Here is a 21,126-nt window from a genome sequence, read left to right as displayed (position 1 = left end):
GGTTATTAGGTGCTTACGATAATTAGATAAAAAAATAGAAAGTCATAAAATAATGACTTCCTATTAATAATTAAATAAATTTAAAATATGCAATTATTTATAACAGCTATTATTCGTTACTAAGATTCATGATTCTTACAAAAATGTCTGCATATTCTTCCCGTTTTTTATCATTAAGCAGGTGAAATTCTCTAACGAATTGATTACTTTTGTCATCCATCTCGCTAGATTCAAACACATCGCCGAGTTTTAAGTCGAGAACATCTAGGATACTTTCTAATCTGGAAATAGAAATATCATCCCTATTTCCTCGTTCCAATCGTGATATTAAATCAACGGAAACATTAGCTTGAGTAGCTAATTGTTCAATTGTTAATCCCATTTCCGTTCGTTTACTCCTTAAAAATCCAAAGCGTTTGGTCATAGTTCCTCCACCTCTTAAATAATAAAATATTTTGAATAAAGCAAACATTGCATAGCTATAATCAATTATATTTTCGAATAATCTTGCTAAAAACCTGTACTAAGATTATTATTAGTGGGTACGTTGATTATTTAAAATAAGTACTCAAGCATACATTTGCTAATATTATTCTTTTGATTGTAACCCTCAAATATATATACACATGCACTCCTTATAAAATCCTCACCCTAGGGTAGGATCAATCAGTTAAACGAAATATCGCAATTGATAGAATAATTATGTATGGATCAATATATCTGTATGCACTCACTTAATCTGGTAGTTTTGTGAATGCGACTAGTTGCTTCCCCAACTAAAACGTTTGTCATATTGATCAATTGAATATCTGTTAAATTATCAACGTACTGACTACGTTGATACGTAGTCTTTTTTTATGTAATAAAATAAGGGGATATTAAAAATGAATAAAAATAAAGTATTGTTAGCTTCAACATTAGCTATCTTAATTGCACCAACAGTTTTAGGAAATATTAGCAATACAGCTACTCCTGTTCAAGCAGCCACATCCAATTTAACTGGAACAGTTAGACGTGGTGGTGCTGTTCTTTATGATAACAATGGAAACATGATTCCTAACTCATCCTTAGGTAATTATACAAGTTGGAAGTTAGGTTCGAGTTTTACTAAAAATGGTACTACATATTACGAAGTTGCAACTAATCAATATGTAGATGCCGATTCAGTTTCCATTGATGATGGCACTACTTTACTCAACCCAACTACTAATGATACCGGCCTAGAAGCAGTTAACCCGGTTGCCACAATCCAAAATGGCGGCGGCACAGTTTACGATGCTAACGGTTATGCAACCAACCGCGTCTTACCTAATGGTTCTTCATGGAAAATTGCTAATATAGCAACCATCAATGGTGAAAGATATCTCCAGGTTGGTGGTAATGAATACATTAAAGAAGCTGGTGCAACCCAATCTGATGATAATATTCCACAAACAAACTCCTCTACTGCTACAAATACCAGCACTCCTTCTTCTACAAATAGAGTTGGTATGATTATGGGAGGAGATACTGCTGTGGTAGATGCCAATGGTAAGAGTACTGGTATAACTCTTCCCAACTTATCTTCATGGCAATTAGGACAAGACGTTTTGACTATTAATGGAACCAACTATTATCAAGTCGCAACCAATGAATACGTTCCAGTATCAAGTGTTCATGTTCAAGGAACAAACGACTATCAACCTAGTACTCCAGCAGAAAATGGACAAGCTAATCCAATTAGTACAACCATTACTCTAATCAATAGTTCGCAAGTACTTGATGATAATGGTAATGACACTGGTAAAACTCTTCCCGCAGGTAGTTCTTGGCATGCAGATCAAAGCAAAGTAATGCACAATTACGTATATTACCGTGTAGCCACTAACGAATGGATCTCAAATGGTGGATTCTACGGCAACACAGATATCTTTGGAAATGGTCCCGCAACGGTAACATTAGCAACGGCCGTTCAGTTATACGACTCATCAACAAATTCATATACTAGATCGTTACCTAAAGCGTCATCATGGAAAGTATCTAGCTCCGTTCAAAATTACAATAATCAAATTTTCGTTCAAGTTTCCAAGAACGAATGGATTCCATTACCAAAAGATCCAAATAAGTCGATCTTTGTAGTTTACTCAGCTGACTCTAGCCTTTATGCTTCATTTGCTTATGCAGCAACATATGAACCTGATTTTGCTAAAAACCCTGTATACTAATAATTAGATTTATCAACAATTCGCAACGTTCCATAGTCTAATTAGACTGTGGAACGTTTTTTATTAACCAAGCCTAGGGGATTAAACATGTCTAGTGAAACAGCTAAAAACAAAATTAATATCATTATTTGGGTTATTTGTGGATTACTGCTTATTGGTGCCTTTGGTATACCCAAACTCTATCGAAGTTACCATTCCGCCCCTTACTACAATTCTACTGGCAGAACAATAATATTAGAGAATAATAAGGAAGACACTCATAAGCTAAATAAATATCAAAAGCTTCAATTTACAAAAATTGCGAAAGAAACAATTGATCAAAAAGACGGACCATTCAACTGGAAAAATTATAAAATAATCTATCTAGATATATACAAACTAGAAAGACAATCTGAATATGCTTTGATTCTAAAAATCAAACCTAAACTCAAGATTAAGGATTCGACTATCACAAGCTCTATGATCGTCAAACTTAATCATAGTAATCTCATAAATTACTATGATATATCCGTCATAAAATATTCATCAGACTTCTCCAGTATTTTCAGCAAAAAACAATAAGTGAATTACAGATATGAAGTAACAAAAAGTATATTAGACACATATTAATGTGCTAATAACCTTATAATACAGAACATATTATATAACAGTTCAATACTTTTTTGTACATTATTTGTACTTTCCAACGTCTTGCGACTTTAGTAATTATAGGTGGTGTATTTATGGTAAGCATTTCAAAAAGGGATTTTGGATTGCGTTTGATGTATCTTAGAAAAAGCAAAAATCTAAGTATGCAGGAATTAGCGAATATTATTGGTGTAAGTGGCAAAAGTACTATCAATGAATGGGAAAAAGGTAGAGGTCTTCCAAAGAAAACAACTATGGATCGTCTCTCAACCGTTTTGAGTACTAATAGCAACTACCTATACTACGGAGATTTAAAAAACTTTTTAAAAATAAAAGTACTAAATGTTTTAGATAACTATGGTTTTAGAGCAAACGTAACCTTCAATAAACTTATAAATGTTACCAATGGTAATTTCCATCCAGACGACGTGATTGTTAGACACATCACTAAGCTAAAAGATCATGTTTTGCAAGATGATGATACCGGAGTTAAGGATAGAATTTTTAATGAGATATACCCTGGATTGTTTCAAATTTTTGCTTCCAAAGGGATTACCTACAATACAAGCCTTGAAGAAATTGATAGAGTAACTAATCCTTACATTGAGAATATTTACTATGAACAAGTTAGATCATTTGAAGGACAAGCTATGGATGTTCTACATGAGCTAGAAGATCGATCCACTCATCCCACAAACACTACATGGACTAAAAAAAGTTTTGATGAAGTCGCAAAAAAATTTGTTAAAGAAGGTACACTTAATTGGGACGGTATGAATTATGAAATAGATTCTATGAGACAACTGATTCAACAATACTATTGGGATAGACTCAACGACGAACTAGTAGAAACTCGTTTAAGAATTAAAACCCTCTTAAATGAAGAAAATGGAATTGAAGAACGATATCTAAAATAGAAGAACATATTTTTGTACAATATCTGTACTCTATAAATAACTAGTTACTTCCTATTGTATGTAATACATACATAAAAAAACTCTCAAGAGAATTTAAACATTCTCTTGAGAGTTTTTAATCTGCATTAAAAATACAATACTTACCATTGACCCAACCAACATTAACCTTATACCATGTTTGTCCATCAACGATTTGTTTAGAGGTTACTCGCCATGTTGTACCATCAGCTAGTCGTGTTCCTGTAAACTTATTATTAGTAGCAGGGCTATTATAAACGTTAACACCATATCCCGGAATATAATTAATTTTTACTGATCCAGAAACAGATGTTACATAATTAGACCCCTTAACTTCAACATCATTGGCATTAACCCATTGGTTAGTAGCAACACGATACCAGACTGATCCATCAGAATGAACTGACTTCTGATCAATCTTCCAGTCAGTGCCGTTTGCTAAACTCACTGCCAAACCATTATGTTTATCATCATATGCCCTAGCACTAGGCGAAGCTACAACATGGACTATATCAGGATAAGGCGTAATAACATCTTGTTTATATTCATCGTTAGCCTGTTGTGATTGCAAGGTCACATCAGTTGCTAAAACATAAGAGTTATTACCGACAAAGTAGAAAGTATTACCATTATCATCAACTGAATAACCTGTTGTTACCCACGAAGACTGATAAGGCAAAACTCTATTCGTTGCGGTATTCTTATTAGCTGAACTATAAACAGTTGTTCCACCGTTATTAACCACGATTGCTACATCTTGAATATTAACTTGAGGTTTGGAACCTTCAGAAGCAAGTTGAACATCACTGGCCTTTACGTATTCGTTGGAAGCCACCTGATAATAAACAGTACCATCAGCTGCAACTACCTTTGAAGAAACATGCCAGTCAGTACCATAAGCCAAAGCACGGTTGGCTGCAATCTGATTAGGATTAGCATTAATATAAATTGTCGCTGTATTTTTATTTGTAATTGTTGCGGTGTCTTGCATAGCTGTTTGTGTTCCATTAACAGAACTGTCGCCAGTGCCACCAGTACTGGCCTCATCATCATATTGTGTCAAATTATAAGTCTCGATTATATTATTCAAAGTTGATGCATAGATTGGACTTGTCGCATAACGCCCCTGTAACCAAGCAGTAGCATCCTTATATGAAGAGGTATTCTCTTTCCATGTACCATTATAAAAACTATTTGATCTTAATAAATTACCATTATCAGCAAATGAATCATAAATACTAGGGTAACTTCTAAAGTTATCGTAAATTGTATAATACCCCTTATCGGCACTCCACTCTTGAGTAGGCATTGCAACATAAGAGCCATTATAACTGCCCTTGATTCCAAAATAATTATTATATTTAGCTGATAAATCAGACGTTCCCCAAGCACTTTCAACAATCGACTGTGCCATCATAACCGATGCATATACTCGATACTTTGAAGCAGCCTGTTGAGCAATTGGTCCAACTTTATTAATAAACTCGCTTTGCTTAGTCGCACTAGCTGCTTGTGTAACTGCTGCGCTTTGAGTTATAGCAGTCACAGCACTAGCTGGCAAAATACTATTAGTATTATTTTCGTTAGCTTCAATCGCATCAGCAGCTTGCTCATTAATTGGAGCGCCCTGTTCGTCCATCACACTAGCAACGGATTCATCTTTAGTAGCAGAATCATTTTGATCTTGATTATCATCTTGATTTCCATCATCATTTGACAATGCTGCCTTTACTGGAGCGGCATTTGAAGATACGCCTACAGATGCTAAAAAGCTGGCCAAGGCAGTTGAGGCAACCCATTTTTTATTCATAATTGTCTCCCTCCAATTATAAAGATATCTAAGAGTAGACTACTATTTAAAAGGATTATCATCAACAAAATCTTAAGAAATCTAATGATTTTTAAACATTTTTTTAAGAAAAATGAAGTTTATTCATTCATATCAACATAAGTGACATATTCAGCTTCGATCCATTCGCCATCCTCAGCGATACGATAGAAGGATTTACCGTCATCACCAGTACCCTTAGCATCGGTATACCATGATGATTCACCTTTAACATATTTATCTTGTAACATCTTACGATTTACTTCATAAGTATCAAACAAGAAGACTACATAACGGCTGTCTTGGTTGACCTTAACAATACCATGCACATTTTCAAGCATTGTAAATACCACCTTTTTAATAACGTTGGTTTTATTATACCTTAAATATAATAAAAAGAGGACTTGCATGGCAAGCCCTCTTAAAATTTATTATTTTAATCTTGATAATAACCACTGATCTTATCAATACCGAAAAACTTAGCTTCCCATACATTCATCCAAGACTTTGAACTCTCATCAAGGCTTAGCGTGCCATTATAGGCATTATATTCACTTTGACGTTTAGTCATTAGTGCCACTCTAGCATCTTTTAATCCGTCCTTTTTAGCAGCATTAAAGGCCTTATATTGCTGTTCAACTTGATAGTAACTAATACTGATATCGTGATAAGCTGGTATGAAACTAAAGACAAAGCATATCGAAAGAACTGCAGATACGACAAAAGGTGTTACTTTCATCTCGCTAAATATTGAATACACCAGAATGAATAAGGAAATTCCTAGAAAAATCACTCCGCCAAAAAAGGTTCTTGCAGGATATTCTGGAGAGAATACCATTGCATAAATAGCTGCAAAATGACCAATTACAAAGAAAACAACCGACCAAATTCCATCCATACTAATCTTTTTCATAATAATTGCTACTACGAGTAGAATCACTATTAACAGATACACCAGCCAGAACTTAGATATTATAAACATATTAATCCCTTGAATATGATCCGAAATCAACTTCCAAGTACGATGTATTTCCCCACGTTTTTGAGTGCCTGGTGACATCATCATCAATATAAAACCAATTCCGCTAAAAATAACGCTAATAGCTGAATTGAGATTAACCTTATGATCTCGAATAAAACGTTTAATCATAAACAGCAACACAATCAAGACTGCTGCTGGACCTGAATTTTCATTGCTTGCTCCCGTCAAAAAGCCAAGAATTGCAGCTATAATACCACTGGTTATTGTCAAGTCACGATTAGTCAAATTATATAAAATAAAACCCAAATAGATAATACTCATCCATAAATAATTACCTGAACCAGATACCCATAATACTGTTTGACCAAAATATGGTATATAAAACCAAGTAAAGAAGAAAATCAGAGGCAATATGAACACATTATATTTTTTACCTGATAACTTAGTAGCAAACTTATTGATCAATAGTAATAGCACCACAAAAATCAAACTGTTACAAATATCAAATACTAACTTCGTATCAAATTGCATAAAATATTGCACAACCGAATGCGCCACAAAACGTCCATTCCAATTCATATAATGATTGTACATTGAATACGGAATCGTCAAAGTGGTTATTTTTTCCATATGTGGCATTACACCAGGGGTGTGATAAACAAAACGATAGATATAATCATCCGCCGCATAAAGCGTTTTTAAATTTAAAATTAATACAATAGCAAAAACAATAGTAAGTATCCCAATAGATAAAATATTTTTCTTTGTTTTAAAATACAGGTTACCCAGTGCGCCCTTAATAATAAATCACCCTAATATCAAACTAAGCAGCCCGATACCCCTTTCGTTTAAACATCTAAGATTATAATCTATTCTTAAAGGAATTCCCACCTCTCTCAAATTATTATTAAATAAAAAAGCATCCCTTCAGGGATACTTTTCTAAGTAAATAATCTTTTAACAACTGGAATCCTACTCAAGATACCAATTACTACAACAGTAATTGCTACCGTTATACCAAAAATCATCCAGTAATTCGTATAACCAAGATATTTTTGCAAGGTTAAAATTGTAATACCATGCATCAAATATATTCCATATGTCAGTGGTGCCATAAACTCAATGAACTTAGCAAACCAGTGAGGATAATGTGATTCTAAGGCTTGAAATGTCATATAAACAAATATTATTAAAATCGGCAAGATGATTTCTGAAATAATATTTAAATAATTCTCATATCCATTTAAGGTTAAGAAATTGATATAAATTCTTTCCATCAAAAATATCACAATAATCGGGATGATAATCCAAAGATTTATTCGCGCATGTTTTTCTCTCGTCAATCGATACCCTAAGACAAAATAACCTATCCATTCCGAAACAACTATTCTTGATTGAAAATAACTATGAAAATAAACTCCAAATGACTTAGGAGTAAATTGAACAATTGCTGGTAAAAAAATTATAAAAATAAACCATAGCAACAATGCATAATCCAACACTTTCGTACTAGTATGATCAACCATTGCCTTCATCAAAGGAGACAAAAGATAAAGTGTAATCAACGGATACATGAACCAATATGTCACTAATACTGGTTGATGAAATATATTTATGATTGAATCCCAAGGATTTAATTTTATGTAAGTAGTGTTAATACTGTTACCATATGCTGAGATTACTGACCAAACCACAAATGGCATTACAATTCTAACCAAACGATGTTTAAATAAGTATTGAAGATTTGTGGTTTTTGAACTGTTCAAAATTACTGTTCCACTAATTGCGAAAAACAATGGTACGGCAATACTAGTAATTGAAACCATCGCATTAGATACTCTCCAATTTAAACTATTACTTGGATGCCCCAAAACGGCGGCACATGAATGTGCCAATATCACCAGTAACATCGCAAATAAACGAATCACATCAATATATACAATTCTTTTCTTCTTCAAAATAATCCCCTTAATAAATTTAAATCATCCAAACCACAAGGATAAACTTTGCTATACTTAATATAGCAAAAAATAAGGACTCCTCAGGTGATTTATTCATGACATTTTCATTAAAAAAAAATAAGTATGTAAAGTATACAACTATTATACTATCTACAGCAGTATTGTTTGCACTTGTTAGTTATCTTTCACTTTATATAACTGAGTTCAAAAATGATTCCATTTGGACCTTTCTTGGGTCAAGCGATAATCGTTTTCATATGATGCGCATTGAAGGATTATATTATTCATTATTACGACATCAATATTTTCCTTTCATAAATATGTCATTTCTGGATGGATTCGGTTATATTTCTAGTATATTCTATTCAGACTTCTTGATTTATCCAGTCGCAATAATGCGAGTCATGGGATATACAGCTTCTCAAGCAATTATCAGATATTATCTTCTTTTAAATTTTCTTACTTTTGTAGTTTCATTTCTTTGTTACTATAAAATTCAAAAAAAATACTGGAACAGTTTGGTCTTTAGTTTTATTTACACATTATCTAATTATCGTTTACATGATTTGTTATTTCGCCATGATTTAGGTGAGGTCGGAGCATTTCTTTTCCTTCCAATTGCCGTTTTAGGAATATATGAAATATTCTATGGCAACCGCAAGAATTGGTTATACCTAACCTTCGGCATGACTGCTATTATTTACTCTCATGCTATCTCTCCAATACTGACTGCTATTTTAATTATTGCAGTTGGTCTTCTTCAAATAGGTGAGTTAAAAGAGCATCCCAAAAGATTGCTCTCGCTACTTTGGGCAACAATAAGTTCAGGCTTCTTAAGTATCGCATATTTCTTACCTATGATAGAACAAATGAAACATACAACATTCGTATTGACAGAATCCAAAGGAATACTTCCCGCTGGAGCTCTTAATTTTTCTGATGCTTTCACGTACAGCCTCAACAATGTCATAACTGATCCTTCAATTGGATTAATCATGCTATTGACCTCGATAATTGTACTTATCTCCTACAAAAAAATTCAAAATAGGGCTGTTAAACACTTTGCAATCATCGGTGTTGTCATGTTCATTTGCAGTAGTAAAGTTTTCCCTTGGTTCATCTTAAACACTACGATGTTGAAATCAATCCAATATCCTTGGCGTTTCTATATGATTTCAACCATCCTTCTAGCAGTTTTCGTTGCTTATGATCCTCTAAAATTTATAAATACTAGAGCACTGAAGATAGTATTCATTTCCTTTACATTTTTATTAACCTTATCATCAATTTATCGTCTAGCAAGCAGCTCACAATCCTATGTCCCATATGCAACTTATAATCAACCATCACCTTATAGTATTGGTGCTGGCCATGAATATCTTCCAATCAATACTGATTTTGATAAATTACAAACAGCATCTCACAAGCCTAAGATCATCACTGGCAAAGCCAATATCAGTAATTTCAAACAATACGGAACTCGACTTAGCTTCGACTTTAAAAATGCCAAAAATACTAAAGTAAACTTACCAATTATCGGTTATTATGGATTTCAATCTAAGCAATCTGTCGGTAAAGTTTCAAAACTAACTATGGACAAATCACATAATAATCTGGCTCAGGTTACAATCAACGGAAAGGGCAAAGTCGTTGTAGATTACTTTGAAACTACTATTCAAAAGTTTGCACGTCGTACTTCATTCCTATCCTTACTAATTATCATTGCCAGTCTAATAGTTAAACAGTTAGACCTTAAGTTGATTAAAAGTTTCAAAAAAGAAAATATTTAATTAAAAGGGCTCGTAACTACTAGTACAAAACTAGTAATTACAAGCCCTTTTGTTGATATATTATAATTCTATCCACATATCATCTTTCGTTAAATAAAATCTATACGTCTCAACAAACCACTTTGAACCAAGTACCCAGATCCAAGACACCACAGTCAATAAGAAAATTATATTAGACAATCTTTGATTCCCGTAAGACATACGAATCGTAACACTCTTTGCATTATTAGGCGCAATAATTTGAACCGATCCGCGATTACTCAGCCCGATTGGAACTTGTTTATTATTAAACTTGGCTTTGGTGTATTTGTAACGAACAAATGGTAAGTCAATGACATCACCTTTTTTTACATTAGTAATATAAAAGTCATTACCATCTCCAACAGCCTTAGGTTTTTGAATCATGGATGAACCATTAATATTAATCTGATGCTTAGTCTTCGTATACAACATCTTTTGAGAATTTTTTGGAACATATTGCTCTAGATAGGTATCAATAATTTTATTATTCTTAATCATCTCTTCAGTAATTCCCGCTTGTGGGTTACCTAAACGCTTACCTGAAGATCTTGAAATCGAATTCATCCATAGTCCTCCTGTCACTAAGGCTACCAACAACACCATTACTGAGAATGACTTATACGAAAGTTTATGAGCAATCCAAGTAAGAATCCAGGCCATTATTACCGTGCCAAACAGCGTCACAAACATAAAAAAACGATATGGGAATTGAATAACCTCAATAGGAGTATTTTGAAATACTTTCCAAGGAAAAATATCTGTAGTTAAAATAAACGTCAGTACAAATGTAATATAGATATTCTTATATAAAAGAGGCAGTTTTAAGAACAAAATTAATCCTAAAACTATAGTTATCAATAATATCGAACCAATATTATAAGTGCCCCTACTCATTACCTGTAGGCTATTGTCCTCCAAACTAGCCATAATAACTTTTTGCAAGTTTTGCCCTTGAAGAATTTGTCTGTCAGGAACCCCATACTTCTGAAATGACTCTTCTAGTAAAAATGGTACCGTAAAAATCAACGTACAACCAATTGTCGCAATCACAGCTTTGCTAAAATTGATTAATCTTACTTTACTAAACTTTAATTTAAACATGAATAATATCATTATTAAACCAAACATGATCAAGCACAAGAAGACTGACAATATATGCGACAGTATGATCAATGACATACCTATTGCTAGCGGTTGCCACTGTTTACCATCACCAAAAAATAATTCATAAAATCCAAGAAAACATAGCGGTAGAAAAATGGTAGCTAAATATTCCGCTAATGCCATTCTGGTATACATCTCAATTAAGCGATACGTACTAAAATTGTAAACAATGGCAAAAAATATTGCCATTCTAGTACTACCAGAAAAACGTTTCATTGAATAATGACTGATCATCAATGAAGCAAAAAAATAAAACAGCATAGTCTTATAATAAGCACTGATCCAACTTCCAAAAATCAAAAAAGCAATATTAAACGGTATCAAAGTTAACCAAGGATAAAAAATATTAACCCCATAACCAAAGGTTCCAAAGTTAAATGGTGATATATTTGAATACAGAATGCCATCTTTATAATTAGCCGGCAATCCCATTATTCTCTGGAATTGATAATAAACATCATCGCCAGCCCAAATGAAACTACGTTTGTAGAATCCATACATGACAATCGAGATAACTAAATAAAATAGCACTATTAATAATAGCTGATACTTCTTATGAAGATCCTTCAACATCGTAAACTCCCTTATTTTAACCAAACAGTAGCCGATTTATTAACCCGGTAACCACTTATTTGATTAACTCCAAAAAACTTAGCTTCCCATTGGTTCATCAAAGCCTGCGGTGGTGTATCTAAAGCAATAACTCCATAATTAGCATTATACTTGCTCTTTTGCATCGTCATTAAAGGAATTACAGCATGCTTTTCTTTAGTTCTTTCTGCCTTATAAATAATGTGATATTGTACCTGCATCTGATGGTAACTTAAATTAATATCCTGATATGCTGGCCAAAAACTGAATAAAAAGGCAATTCCTAAAACAGCTGAAATAACTAATGGAACTTTAACATCATCCAATATTGTATATAAAAGGATGAATAAAGCAATCCCTAAGAAAATAACTCCTCCAAAGAAGGTTCTTTCTGGATATTCTGGTGAAAATGCCATCGAATAAACAGCTGCCATGTGACCTATCAAAAAAATAACAACAGACCAGAAAGTATCCTTAGTTATTCTTTTCATCAAAATCGCTACAATCAACAGCATTGCTATCAATAAGTAAATCCATACCCACTTACCAAACGTTAATTTATAAATACCAGTAAAGTTATTTTGAATCGTTTCCCATGTCTGATGTACCGCTGCTCTTTTCTGAGATCCCGGTGACATAACCATTAAAATGAAACCAATCCCACTAAAAATAACACCGATAACTGAAACCAGACTGATCTTTCTATCCTGAATAAATCGCTTCAACATAAATAATAAGACAATCAAAACTGCGGCTGGACCCGAATTCTCATTAGTAGCTCCAGCTAAAAATCCCAAGATAATTGCAATAATTGAATTGGACATATTGAATCGATTATCTTGCAGATTAAACAGAATAAATCCCAGATAAATAATACTCATCCATAAGTAATTACCCGATCCTGATAGCCACAAAACAGACTGACCAAAATACGGAATATAAAACCATGTAAAGAAGAAAATCAAAGGTAGTATCCAAGCATTATCTGACCTATTCGATAACTTAGTTGAAAATTTATTCATTAACAAAATTAACAAAACATAAATCAAACTACTACAAATATCAAATGGCACTTTACTATTAAATTGCATAAAATATTGTACGATCGAATGTGCCACAAAACGACCGTTCCATAACAGATAGTGATTCCACATTGAATATGGAATTAAAAAAGTGTTTATTCGTTCTGGATGAATAACATCAGTCGGTGTTGGAGATTGATAAACAAAGCGATAAACATAATCATCCGCTACATACAATGTTTTTAAATTAAGCAATAACATTATCAAGAAGATAATCGTCAAAATAATTAGCGACCATCGATATTTTTTGATTTTTAGCCAAAATTCTTCGATAATGAAAGCCCCCTTAGATAATCTGTCTCTTAAAAGTATAAAGCATTGTATGTTCTGTTTTCAAAATTATTTAGACCATTACATAAAAAAACGATTTAGTAACTATTCTCAATAATTACTAAACCGACTTTTTATTATTTATTTATATCATTATTACTTAACATTTGTAATCTTTAAAGTATGAGCTTTATAACTTATCTTTCCCTTATAGAGTTTATGAGATTTGGCATACTTGAATGCTTTATTAAAATCAGCTTTTTTAATCTTATGAACTTTCTTGAAATCAACACTCAAACCAGTTAAAACTTTGGCTGCATTTGTATCATAATTCATACTATTCAAGACAGTTCCTGCCATACCATAGCTACCACTATCATTGAGTAATTTAATTTCTTTATTTAAACAATCAATGAACATCGTCATAGCTGTAGCATTTCTCTTAGAATATTTATTATTAATAATAAGTACATTACCATTATCAGCCTTCATATTTTGACGGTTAAGAATCTTACCACCATTAGACTTGGCATTACTCATCATTGGATCCTCTAAGACAGCTGCATCAACAGTACCATCCTTTAAAGCACTAACCCTATCTGATTGTGAATCAATTTGTTGAATCTTAACGCTTGAAGCCTTCATCTTATTTTTCTTTAAAACATTTAACAAATATTGCTTTGAGAAATCCTTTTTATCAAGGGCAATTGTTTTACCTTTAAGACTCTTAATATTCTTATATTTCTTATTAGCAACTAAACCGTTATAGCCAGGCAAAGTCCCTGCCAACTTCCAACCTTTGTTGCTTTTTTCATTAATCAAAGATGCATAATTAACCAAGTCAGTCACAGCAATATTAACGGTTCCACTATTAATTGCCTCATTCAATTGACTGGTTGAATCATATGTCTTTACATCAACGGATAGATTTTCCTTAGAAAAAATACTATTACTGCTAGCCATCAAAGCAGGTATCGATGCCGTATTCTTAGTAACTCCAAGCGTTATCTTGTCACTACCAGCAGCCGTCGCAGCTTTTGTAGTAATTAAATTGGTAAAGGATAATGAACTTAGAACTAAAAGAACAGTAGCAATAATTATGCTAATCTTTTTCAACTTACGTGACATAAAAAAACTCCCTTTTTCATTAAGTATCTTTACTAATCATAAAGCATTTCCAAACTTTATACCAGATTATTAGCATTTCTTAATTATAATTTTGTACAAAAAAAAGACCCGCTTACGCGAGTCTTTAAATTCATTGACTTTACTTAACAACTAGAATCCTAGTATGCAGTATAAGTAACGTTTGTACCTTGTAACCATTCGCCAGTAGCAACGTGATATACAGTTACTCCATCAGCATTAACAGCTGATTTATCTGTGTACCATTCTGTCAAACCACTAACACCACGGTTAGAAATTTGTTTGCCATTGTCATCGAATAGTGGGTAGTAGTAACCAGCAGGACCGGCAGTAGCAACTTTACCATTCAAAGCCTTAACATCAGTGTAACCAGTGTCAGCAGTCTTGTCTGAGAATGTTACATTTTCAGCAGGAATCCATTCGCCAGTAGCAACACGGTATTGAACATTACCATTTTGATCTGTACGTTTTTGGTCAGTAACCCATGCTGAGTTCTTAGCCAATGCACGATCTGAGATAGTTTCGTTGTCATCATTCTTCAAAGTATATGAATCTTTGTCACTCTTTGTTGTAACGATACCCTTGTTTTGTTCAACAGTCCAGTCAGATGTGCTTGTAGCAACATTGATTGTACGTACAAAAGTAATCTTTGTAGGAGCTGTATCACTATCAAGTGAGAAATCATAACCCTTTGAAGCCAATTTTCCGTTGATATAAACAGGGTTTGATGTAGGATCTGAATTATAATCCTTTAGATATGTTGCTAGTGCTGAATCAGCAGTAACATTAACAGTAATTGCTTGGTAATAAGTACCAGCCTTAACGAATTCATTCTTACTGTTGATTACATCTGTACCATCAAGATTTTGAACGGTCTTAGAGTCATCATTTGCCATTGCTGCACTATATGTGTAGTAATAGTTTGATGTAGGTTCTACATCACCACTTGTAATATCATCATTGTTTTGATCTTTGATTGAAACATTAGCGGCGCTAATCAATTGTGATGTAGTTGTCTTTGAGTTTAAAGCAACGTTAAGTGGTGTACTATATGTAGCCTTCAAAGTTGTGATATCACTTTGATCTGTTCTCTTTGCAACAACAGTAGCAGTCTTTGTTTGACGGTTTCCATTGATATCTTTATAGTTCAAAGTAATAGTAAATGTAACAGCTGGGTAATCATTATCTTTCAAGATTGTTTGTAAATCAGCAGTCTTTGTAATTGATCCCTTTGATGTTGCAGCAGTAACGTTAACTTTAGCATCGCGATCAGGATTTGACAATGTAGTGACATCTTCACTTGAAAGTGTCTTAGTTGTCAATGACTTATTTGTTGCTGAAGTATTGAATTTTGCAAAATCAACATCATTACCAAGATCAATGTCAGAAACATCTGTAACTGTTGAAGCATCCTTATCTGAGTATAGATCTTGGAAGTTTGAAACAGCATTATTAATAGTTGATGCATCTGTTTGTGCATCACTTGAGTCAGCCTTAACAGTTGTAACGTTTGAAACAACAGGAGCAGCGATAGGTGCAACAGTTAGAAGTGTTGCAGCAGCGATTCCTGCATATTTAATAGATTTTTTCAATGTATAATCCTCCCCTGGACTACAAGAATTTATTATTTTAATTATTAGTGGGCTATCCCACTGACAACCATTATATGAAACTCTGGCTTATGAATCAACTGAAAATCATAAACTATGTATATTTGTAACATTTCTGTATTAAATATCACGATTCTGTAATATAAAACCATTTTTTTATAAATAAATTACAATTTTATGACTTATTAAAGCTATAAAATTGCGTATTTATTACAAAGCATTACAAAAAACATGTTCGACAATATTCAGCTCATCCAAAAGAGCCTACTCATATTCTAGTCGAATTATGTCGTAGGCTCAAGTCTTATCCTCTAAAAATTTTAATTAATTTGTCTAAATACTGAATAATTTTAAAATACTTCGGTTTCAACGCGTTCAATATACTTGGCACCAAGGATTTCTTTATATAGTTCGACAGTATCCTTTTCAAAAATTTTACTGGCACTAATCTTTTCCATAGCTTCCTGGGTGACTTTTTGGTCAAGATCAGATTTTACATAGCTTAATACTAAGTTCTTCTTGTTGCCTTCTGCTGTTTTGAATCTTAATTGTAGTCTCTTCATATTAATTACTCTCCTTCTTATTCAGCACTTTGAATGTTATGTTTAACGATTTCTGAACCTAGGTATGAATCCCCATCAGATAATAGTAGTAAACCACTTACAAATTGTTTGATTTGTTCCTTTGTGGGATCAGCCACGATATTATTAAACGTAAAGCGCTTGATTCCATTATCAGGATACATGTCATTTCCCATAGTCACGATTATTGATGTTCTCTTCCATTCCATTACTACTTACCTCATTATTTTTATTTGTAAGAACTTATCGGCCGCCTTAAGTAACTTACACATATAGTAACGAGTGAGACCTTCAAAAACGGAAATACTTTTTTGAATTTACTGGAACATGTTATAATCTTGGCAGTATTTATATGGAGGAATTTGAAAATGAAAAAAGCACTATTACTTGCAACAACAGGTTTGGCATTAGTTCTAGCCGGCTGCAGTAATTCGTCATCATCAACTAAGAGTAGCGACAATAACAACAGCACATATAATACCGAAATGACCAAGGGGAACAATGCAGTTAACGATGAAAAATATGCAACTGCAGCTGACCATTTCGAATCCGCTGCTAAAGCTAAAAAGACTGACAAGGCAACAGCTTCTGAGAAACAAGCTGACAACTTAGCAAAAGCTAAAAAGTACATGAACAAGCGTCAATTCTCAGATGCCAAAAAAGCTTTGACTATTGCCAAGGAACAAGATAACGGTAATAAGAAGATGACATCCCGCGCCAAATCTCTTTTGGCTCAAGTTAAAAAGATTCAATTAAATCGTAGTAACTACAAACTAGATATCAAGAATGCCAAAACAATGATCAAGGCTGGTACTAACGATCAAGCTCGTTCATTGCTTGAACAAGTAACTAAGGCTAAGGGAATCAAGGGTAAGTATTACTCAGACCTTTATAATGAAGCTAATACTCTACTACAATCATTACCTGCTTCTTCTGTTCAAGCTACTAATGAGACTGGCAATTCCAGTGACAGTAATAATAGTAATAACTCAACCGACTCAAATAGTTCATCAAACTCATCTGATGATCAAAGTGACAACCCAGCGGCCAAGGGTGACTTCGATGTCGAATCAAGAAAACTTGATGGTAAAGAAATCACAGACGATGATATTGCCAAAGCTAGACAACAATTGACTGACCAAGGTGTTAAGACAGTTGGTGCCTGGAGCGATAACGATATTATCCGTGCTATCAAGAATGCTCACGCTGATGGTAGAACAACTATCAAACCATCTGATGCTAAAATCAGAAACTAATATTATGATTCTTTAGACAATAATAGCCTCAAATGAAGGTTTTACTTTCATTGAGGCTATTTTTAATGGAGAATCGATTGCTAAGCCAATAAATTTTATTGCTTTCCTTATTAATTTCACAATTAGTCAACGCTCAAATGTATTATAATATTTAAGTTAACACTACTTTTACAGGAGGCATCATGACCGAAGAAAAAGTAAAAAAGCATACGACCAGAGCCATCTGGATTGCTTGTATTTTGATTTTATTAGGGGCATTTGGAATTCCTCAGTTATATCGTAACTATCATTCGGCACCTTATTGTTATTCATCTGGTAACCAAATAACTTTGGAAAGCAAAGACACTCACAAGTTAAACGACTACCAAAAGAAACAATTCATTAAAATGGCTCGAGTCGCCATCGACAAAAAAGATGGTCCCTTTAATTGGAAGAACTATCAAAATGTTTCTATCAATGTCTATAAAATGAAAAAGCCTTCTGAATATGGCTTAATTTATAAAATAAAACCTACTATCCGTTCCAAAAAAGCTACTATTACTAATTCCATAATCGTCAAACTGGATGATCGTGATTTAAAGAGTTATCATAAATTCTCTATCAAGGGTTATGCATCTGATTTCTCTAGTTTCTTGAATTAAATAATTCATCAAACAAAAGACAATCTTTTTTCATATTCTTCAATTAAACTTACTTAGTAATTCTAAAGAAATACTAATGTTTCTTTTAACTGTTTCTTAAATCCATTGCGCAAATTCTATTTGCATTATAGGTTTATTATGAACCGCAAAATAAGACGAGGAGGTTAAACGATGAAAAAGAATAAAGCTCTAATTGGCTCGGCATTGGCTCTTTTAATAGCACCAACTGTTCTGTCTAATTTGTCACCTCAAACCGTAAGTGCGGCAGATACAACGGAAAGTAGTTTAGTTGGTACTGTTAACGGTAGCGGTGTTCTTGTTGATGATCAGGGACAAACTATCTCAGGTGCTTTTCTTCCAAACAATAGTTCTTGGAAACTGGGCGATACTAAACAAATCAATGGTGTAACTTATTATCAAGTTGCTACCAATGAATGGGTTGCCTCTAATAGTTTGAACATTACTAATACTCAGCAACAAGCACAAACACAAGCTAATACAGCATACGCTCAAGTGGCTAATTCTGGACAAACTGGAATAACTAAGTGGGCTTCAGCTGTGGTAAATAGTCAAGGCCAGGCAATTTCTGGTGTTACTATTCCAGCTGGTTCTTCTTGGTCTCTTGGTAACACAGTAACTATTAATGGCGCTTCATATGTTCAAATTGCAACAGATGAATATGTCGCTGCTAATGATTTAACTGTTCAATCTGCCACTGCAACTGCCACAACAGCTACAACTAGTGAGCAAACTGCTCAAGAACCACTAGTTGGTACTGTTGTGAACGGTCCAGCTGATGTTTATGATACTTCGATGGACTCTTTCTCAGGACGTCAATTACAAGACGGTACCCAATGGAAAGTCGGTCAAGTAGTTCAAAACAAATATGGCTATACATTCTATCAAGTTTCAAACAATGAATGGGCACCAAGTTCAAATATGCAATTGAATCAAAATGATTCACAAAGCAATGCTGCTAGTGAACCAGAATTCGCTACATCTGTTACTCAATAATTGGGAATAGTTATATTTTTTTATGTATTTCACAATTTCTTCACATTTACCGTTTAATATAATACTTGGTAGACAAGAATTAATTGTTTTACTACCTATTAATATATAATAAACAAGCTAATATAACCTTCCTCCCTAATATAGAAGAAGCCTCCTGTTACGGAGGCTTTTTTAGTACACTTTTTACATTTCATCTTAAGAATCTTATAATTGATTTATAAGAATGAAGGTGGAAAGATTGGAAACAAATAACGCTTTAGCCAAAGTTACTCAAAAAATCGACGATTTTAATTCAGAAGCTAAGTTACATTTCAAATTACACGTCGATCACGAGATTCAAACACATAAGAAGTTATTGCCTCATGGAATGATGTATAGTGCAATTCATGAGCAGATCACTAATGGTGTCAATAAACGTATGGATCAATTCACCCGTGATACTGACCTAAAGCCCCAAGAGTTATACTTCTTCTTAGGACAAGAACTAGCTAAACATCCCAATCTTTCCAAACGAGAATTACACTTTTTGGCTTATGATCATCTGGAAAAAAATACTAAAAATAAATTTCTCAAAAAGATCTATAAAAAAATGAGAAAGCAGATGAAATAATGGATAAAAGAACACCTAAAGTAGTTAGAAAATTTATTGATCGACAAATGACTAGTTTTATTACTAGCAAAAAATTTAAACAACGCGTGATGGATTTCTTATTTGATGCCGTTGATGATGTTGTCGGTTTAGTTTATGAAAATAATAAAAGAAAGCGGTAGTATCCTATTTGGGGTATTACCGCTTTTTACCATTCCATACGCCTAATCCTTCAGAAGATCACAAAAAAATTATAAGCACATCTATAATGTCATGATATACATTAACTAAATCTATTTATTTGAAAAAAATGCAAAAAAAAATCCTTTAAACACCTCATATCGGATGTCTAAAGGAAAATTAAAGATTTATTTTTTAAGGTTTTTTTCGACAAAGTCACGTACTTCTTCATCCTTCATATCGAGGAATGGTTTTTCAGCTTCTTCTGTCTTAACTGTATCGTGATTGTTGTTCTCCATGAAATAATCCCAGATTGCGTCACGAACAACTGTATCATCATCGCTCCAGTCGAAAGCCTCACTCATCTTTAGGTTCAATACTTCTGGTTCTTTTGCAATGGCTGCATCAGCCATCTTTGATGGATCTACTTCTGCCATAATTCAACAACCTCCTTAGTTACAAGACCTATTATAGTTCTAATCCGAAAAAGTGACACACTAAATGCCCATAATTTTTTATGATTTTTTAAATTGGCATTATCTTTTCACTGATAAGAGTTAATATCGTTAACTTTTAAAAATAAATTAATTTTTAACACATAAAATACAACAAATTCGATTGAATTTTGAGTATCTTATCACTTACAATCATGCT

At 33.3% G+C, this 21,126-nt stretch carries 21 protein-coding genes; 9 read left to right on the top strand and 12 right to left on the bottom strand.

Going from position 1 to position 21,126, the window contains the following annotated elements:
- Positions 1-109 precede the first annotated feature (109 nt).
- Complete coding sequence (locus CBP76_RS05550; RefSeq protein WP_102195950.1) at positions 110-424, bottom strand: helix-turn-helix domain-containing protein; 315 nt, start codon at positions 422-424, stop codon at positions 110-112.
- 460 nt (positions 425-884) lie between these two features.
- On the opposite strand from CBP76_RS05550, the gene CBP76_RS05545 reads away from it, so the two are divergent.
- The 3 genes from CBP76_RS05545 (at position 885) to CBP76_RS05535 (ending at position 3,748) form a co-directional block, all read left to right on the top strand.
- A complete protein-coding gene (locus CBP76_RS05545) occupies positions 885-2,204 on the top strand; it encodes an SLAP domain-containing protein (protein WP_102195949.1) in 1,320 nt (439 codons plus the stop codon).
- Positions 2,205-2,291: 87 nt separating this feature from the next.
- Positions 2,292-2,765: a hypothetical protein gene (locus tag CBP76_RS05540; RefSeq protein ID WP_102195948.1), complete on the top strand. Its 474-nt coding sequence runs from the start codon at positions 2,292-2,294 to the stop codon at positions 2,763-2,765.
- A gap of 161 nt (positions 2,766-2,926) precedes the next feature.
- Entirely contained in the window at positions 2,927-3,748 is an 822-nt protein-coding gene (locus tag CBP76_RS05535) for a helix-turn-helix domain-containing protein (RefSeq protein ID WP_102195947.1), read from the top strand.
- A 115-nt stretch (positions 3,749-3,863) separates the two neighbouring features.
- On the opposite strand, the gene CBP76_RS05530 is transcribed toward CBP76_RS05535, so the two are convergent.
- The 4 genes from CBP76_RS05530 to CBP76_RS05515 form a co-directional block, all read right to left on the bottom strand.
- Entirely contained in the window at positions 3,864-5,576 is a 1,713-nt protein-coding gene (locus tag CBP76_RS05530; protein WP_102195946.1) for a glucosaminidase domain-containing protein, read from the bottom strand.
- Positions 5,577-5,695: 119 nt separating this feature from the next.
- Entirely contained in the window at positions 5,696-5,935 is a 240-nt protein-coding gene (locus tag CBP76_RS05525; RefSeq protein ID WP_102195945.1) for a hypothetical protein, read from the bottom strand.
- A gap of 95 nt (positions 5,936-6,030) precedes the next feature.
- Positions 6,031-7,356 carry a DUF3329 domain-containing protein gene (locus CBP76_RS05520; RefSeq protein WP_281258465.1) on the bottom strand — a complete coding sequence of 442 codons (1,326 nt, stop codon included), beginning with the start codon at positions 7,354-7,356 and terminating at the stop codon, positions 6,031-6,033.
- Positions 7,357-7,517: 161 nt separating this feature from the next.
- Positions 7,518-8,534, bottom strand: coding sequence for an acyltransferase (locus CBP76_RS05515; protein ID WP_102195943.1), 1,017 nt, complete (start codon positions 8,532-8,534; stop codon positions 7,518-7,520).
- A 98-nt stretch (positions 8,535-8,632) separates the two neighbouring features.
- On the opposite strand from CBP76_RS05515, the gene CBP76_RS05510 reads away from it, so the two are divergent.
- Entirely contained in the window at positions 8,633-10,327 is a 1,695-nt protein-coding gene (locus CBP76_RS05510; protein ID WP_102195942.1) for a glycosyltransferase family protein, read from the top strand.
- 60 nt (positions 10,328-10,387) lie between these two features.
- Here the strand turns inward: CBP76_RS05510 and CBP76_RS05505 are convergent, their stop codons facing one another.
- The 6 genes from CBP76_RS05505 to CBP76_RS05480 form a co-directional block, all read right to left on the bottom strand.
- Entirely contained in the window at positions 10,388-12,085 is a 1,698-nt protein-coding gene (locus CBP76_RS05505) for a hypothetical protein (RefSeq protein WP_102195941.1), read from the bottom strand.
- 11 nt (positions 12,086-12,096) lie between these two features.
- Positions 12,097-13,437 carry a DUF3329 domain-containing protein gene (locus CBP76_RS05500; protein ID WP_281258464.1) on the bottom strand — a complete coding sequence of 447 codons (1,341 nt, stop codon included), beginning with the start codon at positions 13,435-13,437 and terminating at the stop codon, positions 12,097-12,099.
- A gap of 174 nt (positions 13,438-13,611) precedes the next feature.
- Entirely contained in the window at positions 13,612-14,583 is a 972-nt protein-coding gene (locus CBP76_RS05495) for an ABC transporter substrate-binding protein (RefSeq protein WP_102195939.1), read from the bottom strand.
- Between the two features lie 158 nt (positions 14,584-14,741).
- Positions 14,742-16,193: a hypothetical protein gene (locus CBP76_RS05490; RefSeq protein WP_102195938.1), complete on the bottom strand. Its 1,452-nt coding sequence runs from the start codon at positions 16,191-16,193 to the stop codon at positions 14,742-14,744.
- Positions 16,194-16,561: 368 nt separating this feature from the next.
- Positions 16,562-16,774 (bottom strand): DUF2922 domain-containing protein, encoded by a 213-nt coding sequence (locus CBP76_RS05485; protein WP_102195937.1) that lies wholly within the window; start codon positions 16,772-16,774, stop codon positions 16,562-16,564.
- 17 nt (positions 16,775-16,791) lie between these two features.
- Positions 16,792-17,001: a hypothetical protein gene (locus CBP76_RS05480; RefSeq protein ID WP_102195936.1), complete on the bottom strand. Its 210-nt coding sequence runs from the start codon at positions 16,999-17,001 to the stop codon at positions 16,792-16,794.
- Between the two features lie 159 nt (positions 17,002-17,160).
- Between CBP76_RS05480 and CBP76_RS05475 the strand changes: the two genes are divergently transcribed.
- From CBP76_RS05475 to CBP76_RS13140, 5 genes are all read left to right on the top strand, one after another.
- Positions 17,161-18,048, top strand: coding sequence for a hypothetical protein (locus tag CBP76_RS05475; RefSeq protein ID WP_102195935.1), 888 nt, complete (start codon positions 17,161-17,163; stop codon positions 18,046-18,048).
- A 182-nt stretch (positions 18,049-18,230) separates the two neighbouring features.
- On the top strand, positions 18,231-18,689 hold the full coding sequence (locus CBP76_RS05470) for a hypothetical protein (protein WP_102195934.1): 459 nt from the start codon (positions 18,231-18,233) through the stop codon (positions 18,687-18,689).
- Positions 18,690-18,860: 171 nt separating this feature from the next.
- Positions 18,861-19,703 carry an SLAP domain-containing protein gene (locus tag CBP76_RS05465; protein WP_102195933.1) on the top strand — a complete coding sequence of 281 codons (843 nt, stop codon included), beginning with the start codon at positions 18,861-18,863 and terminating at the stop codon, positions 19,701-19,703.
- A 238-nt stretch (positions 19,704-19,941) separates the two neighbouring features.
- The gene (locus CBP76_RS05460; protein ID WP_102195932.1) at positions 19,942-20,313 is read left to right on the top strand and encodes a hypothetical protein; all 372 of its coding nucleotides are present in this window, start codon (positions 19,942-19,944) and stop codon (positions 20,311-20,313) included.
- Positions 20,313-20,474 (top strand): hypothetical protein, encoded by a 162-nt coding sequence (locus tag CBP76_RS13140; RefSeq protein ID WP_156866621.1) that lies wholly within the window; start codon positions 20,313-20,315, stop codon positions 20,472-20,474. Before CBP76_RS05460 ends, CBP76_RS13140 begins: the two co-directional genes overlap by 1 nt.
- A 186-nt stretch (positions 20,475-20,660) precedes the next feature.
- Here the strand turns inward: CBP76_RS13140 and CBP76_RS05455 are convergent, their stop codons facing one another.
- The gene (locus CBP76_RS05455; RefSeq protein WP_057891859.1) at positions 20,661-20,909 is read right to left on the bottom strand and encodes a P8 family protein; all 249 of its coding nucleotides are present in this window, start codon (positions 20,907-20,909) and stop codon (positions 20,661-20,663) included.
- Positions 20,910-21,126 lie beyond the last annotated feature (217 nt).

Source organism: Companilactobacillus nuruki (assembly GCF_002872255.1).
GTDB lineage: Bacteria > Bacillota > Bacilli > Lactobacillales > Lactobacillaceae > Companilactobacillus > Companilactobacillus nuruki.
The sequence above is the reverse complement of the archived record's forward strand: the minus strand, read 5'-3'. Positions and strand labels throughout refer to the sequence as shown.

Coding starts and splice junctions, on each gene's coding strand:
- CBP76_RS05550 (WP_102195950.1), bottom strand. CDS start 424: ATGACCAAACGCTTTGGATTTTTAAGGAGTAAACGAACGGAAATGGGA.
- CBP76_RS05495 (WP_102195939.1), bottom strand. CDS start 14,583: ATGTCACGTAAGTTGAAAAAGATTAGCATAATTATTGCTACTGTTCTT.
- CBP76_RS05480 (WP_102195936.1), bottom strand. CDS start 17,001: ATGGAATGGAAGAGAACATCAATAATCGTGACTATGGGAAATGACATG.
- CBP76_RS05475 (WP_102195935.1), top strand. CDS start 17,161: ATGAAAAAAGCACTATTACTTGCAACAACAGGTTTGGCATTAGTTCTA.
- CBP76_RS13140 (WP_156866621.1), top strand. CDS start 20,313: ATGGATAAAAGAACACCTAAAGTAGTTAGAAAATTTATTGATCGACAA.
- CBP76_RS05535 (WP_102195947.1), top strand. CDS start 2,927: ATGGTAAGCATTTCAAAAAGGGATTTTGGATTGCGTTTGATGTATCTT.
- CBP76_RS05525 (WP_102195945.1), bottom strand. CDS start 5,935: ATGCTTGAAAATGTGCATGGTATTGTTAAGGTCAACCAAGACAGCCGT.
- CBP76_RS05545 (WP_102195949.1), top strand. CDS start 885: ATGAATAAAAATAAAGTATTGTTAGCTTCAACATTAGCTATCTTAATT.
- CBP76_RS05465 (WP_102195933.1), top strand. CDS start 18,861: ATGAAAAAGAATAAAGCTCTAATTGGCTCGGCATTGGCTCTTTTAATA.
- CBP76_RS05505 (WP_102195941.1), bottom strand. CDS start 12,085: ATGTTGAAGGATCTTCATAAGAAGTATCAGCTATTATTAATAGTGCTA.
- CBP76_RS05485 (WP_102195937.1), bottom strand. CDS start 16,774: ATGAAGAGACTACAATTAAGATTCAAAACAGCAGAAGGCAACAAGAAG.
- CBP76_RS05470 (WP_102195934.1), top strand. CDS start 18,231: ATGACCGAAGAAAAAGTAAAAAAGCATACGACCAGAGCCATCTGGATT.
- CBP76_RS05530 (WP_102195946.1), bottom strand. CDS start 5,576: ATGAATAAAAAATGGGTTGCCTCAACTGCCTTGGCCAGCTTTTTAGCA.
- CBP76_RS05455 (WP_057891859.1), bottom strand. CDS start 20,909: ATGGCAGAAGTAGATCCATCAAAGATGGCTGATGCAGCCATTGCAAAA.
- CBP76_RS05510 (WP_102195942.1), top strand. CDS start 8,633: ATGACATTTTCATTAAAAAAAAATAAGTATGTAAAGTATACAACTATT.
- CBP76_RS05540 (WP_102195948.1), top strand. CDS start 2,292: ATGTCTAGTGAAACAGCTAAAAACAAAATTAATATCATTATTTGGGTT.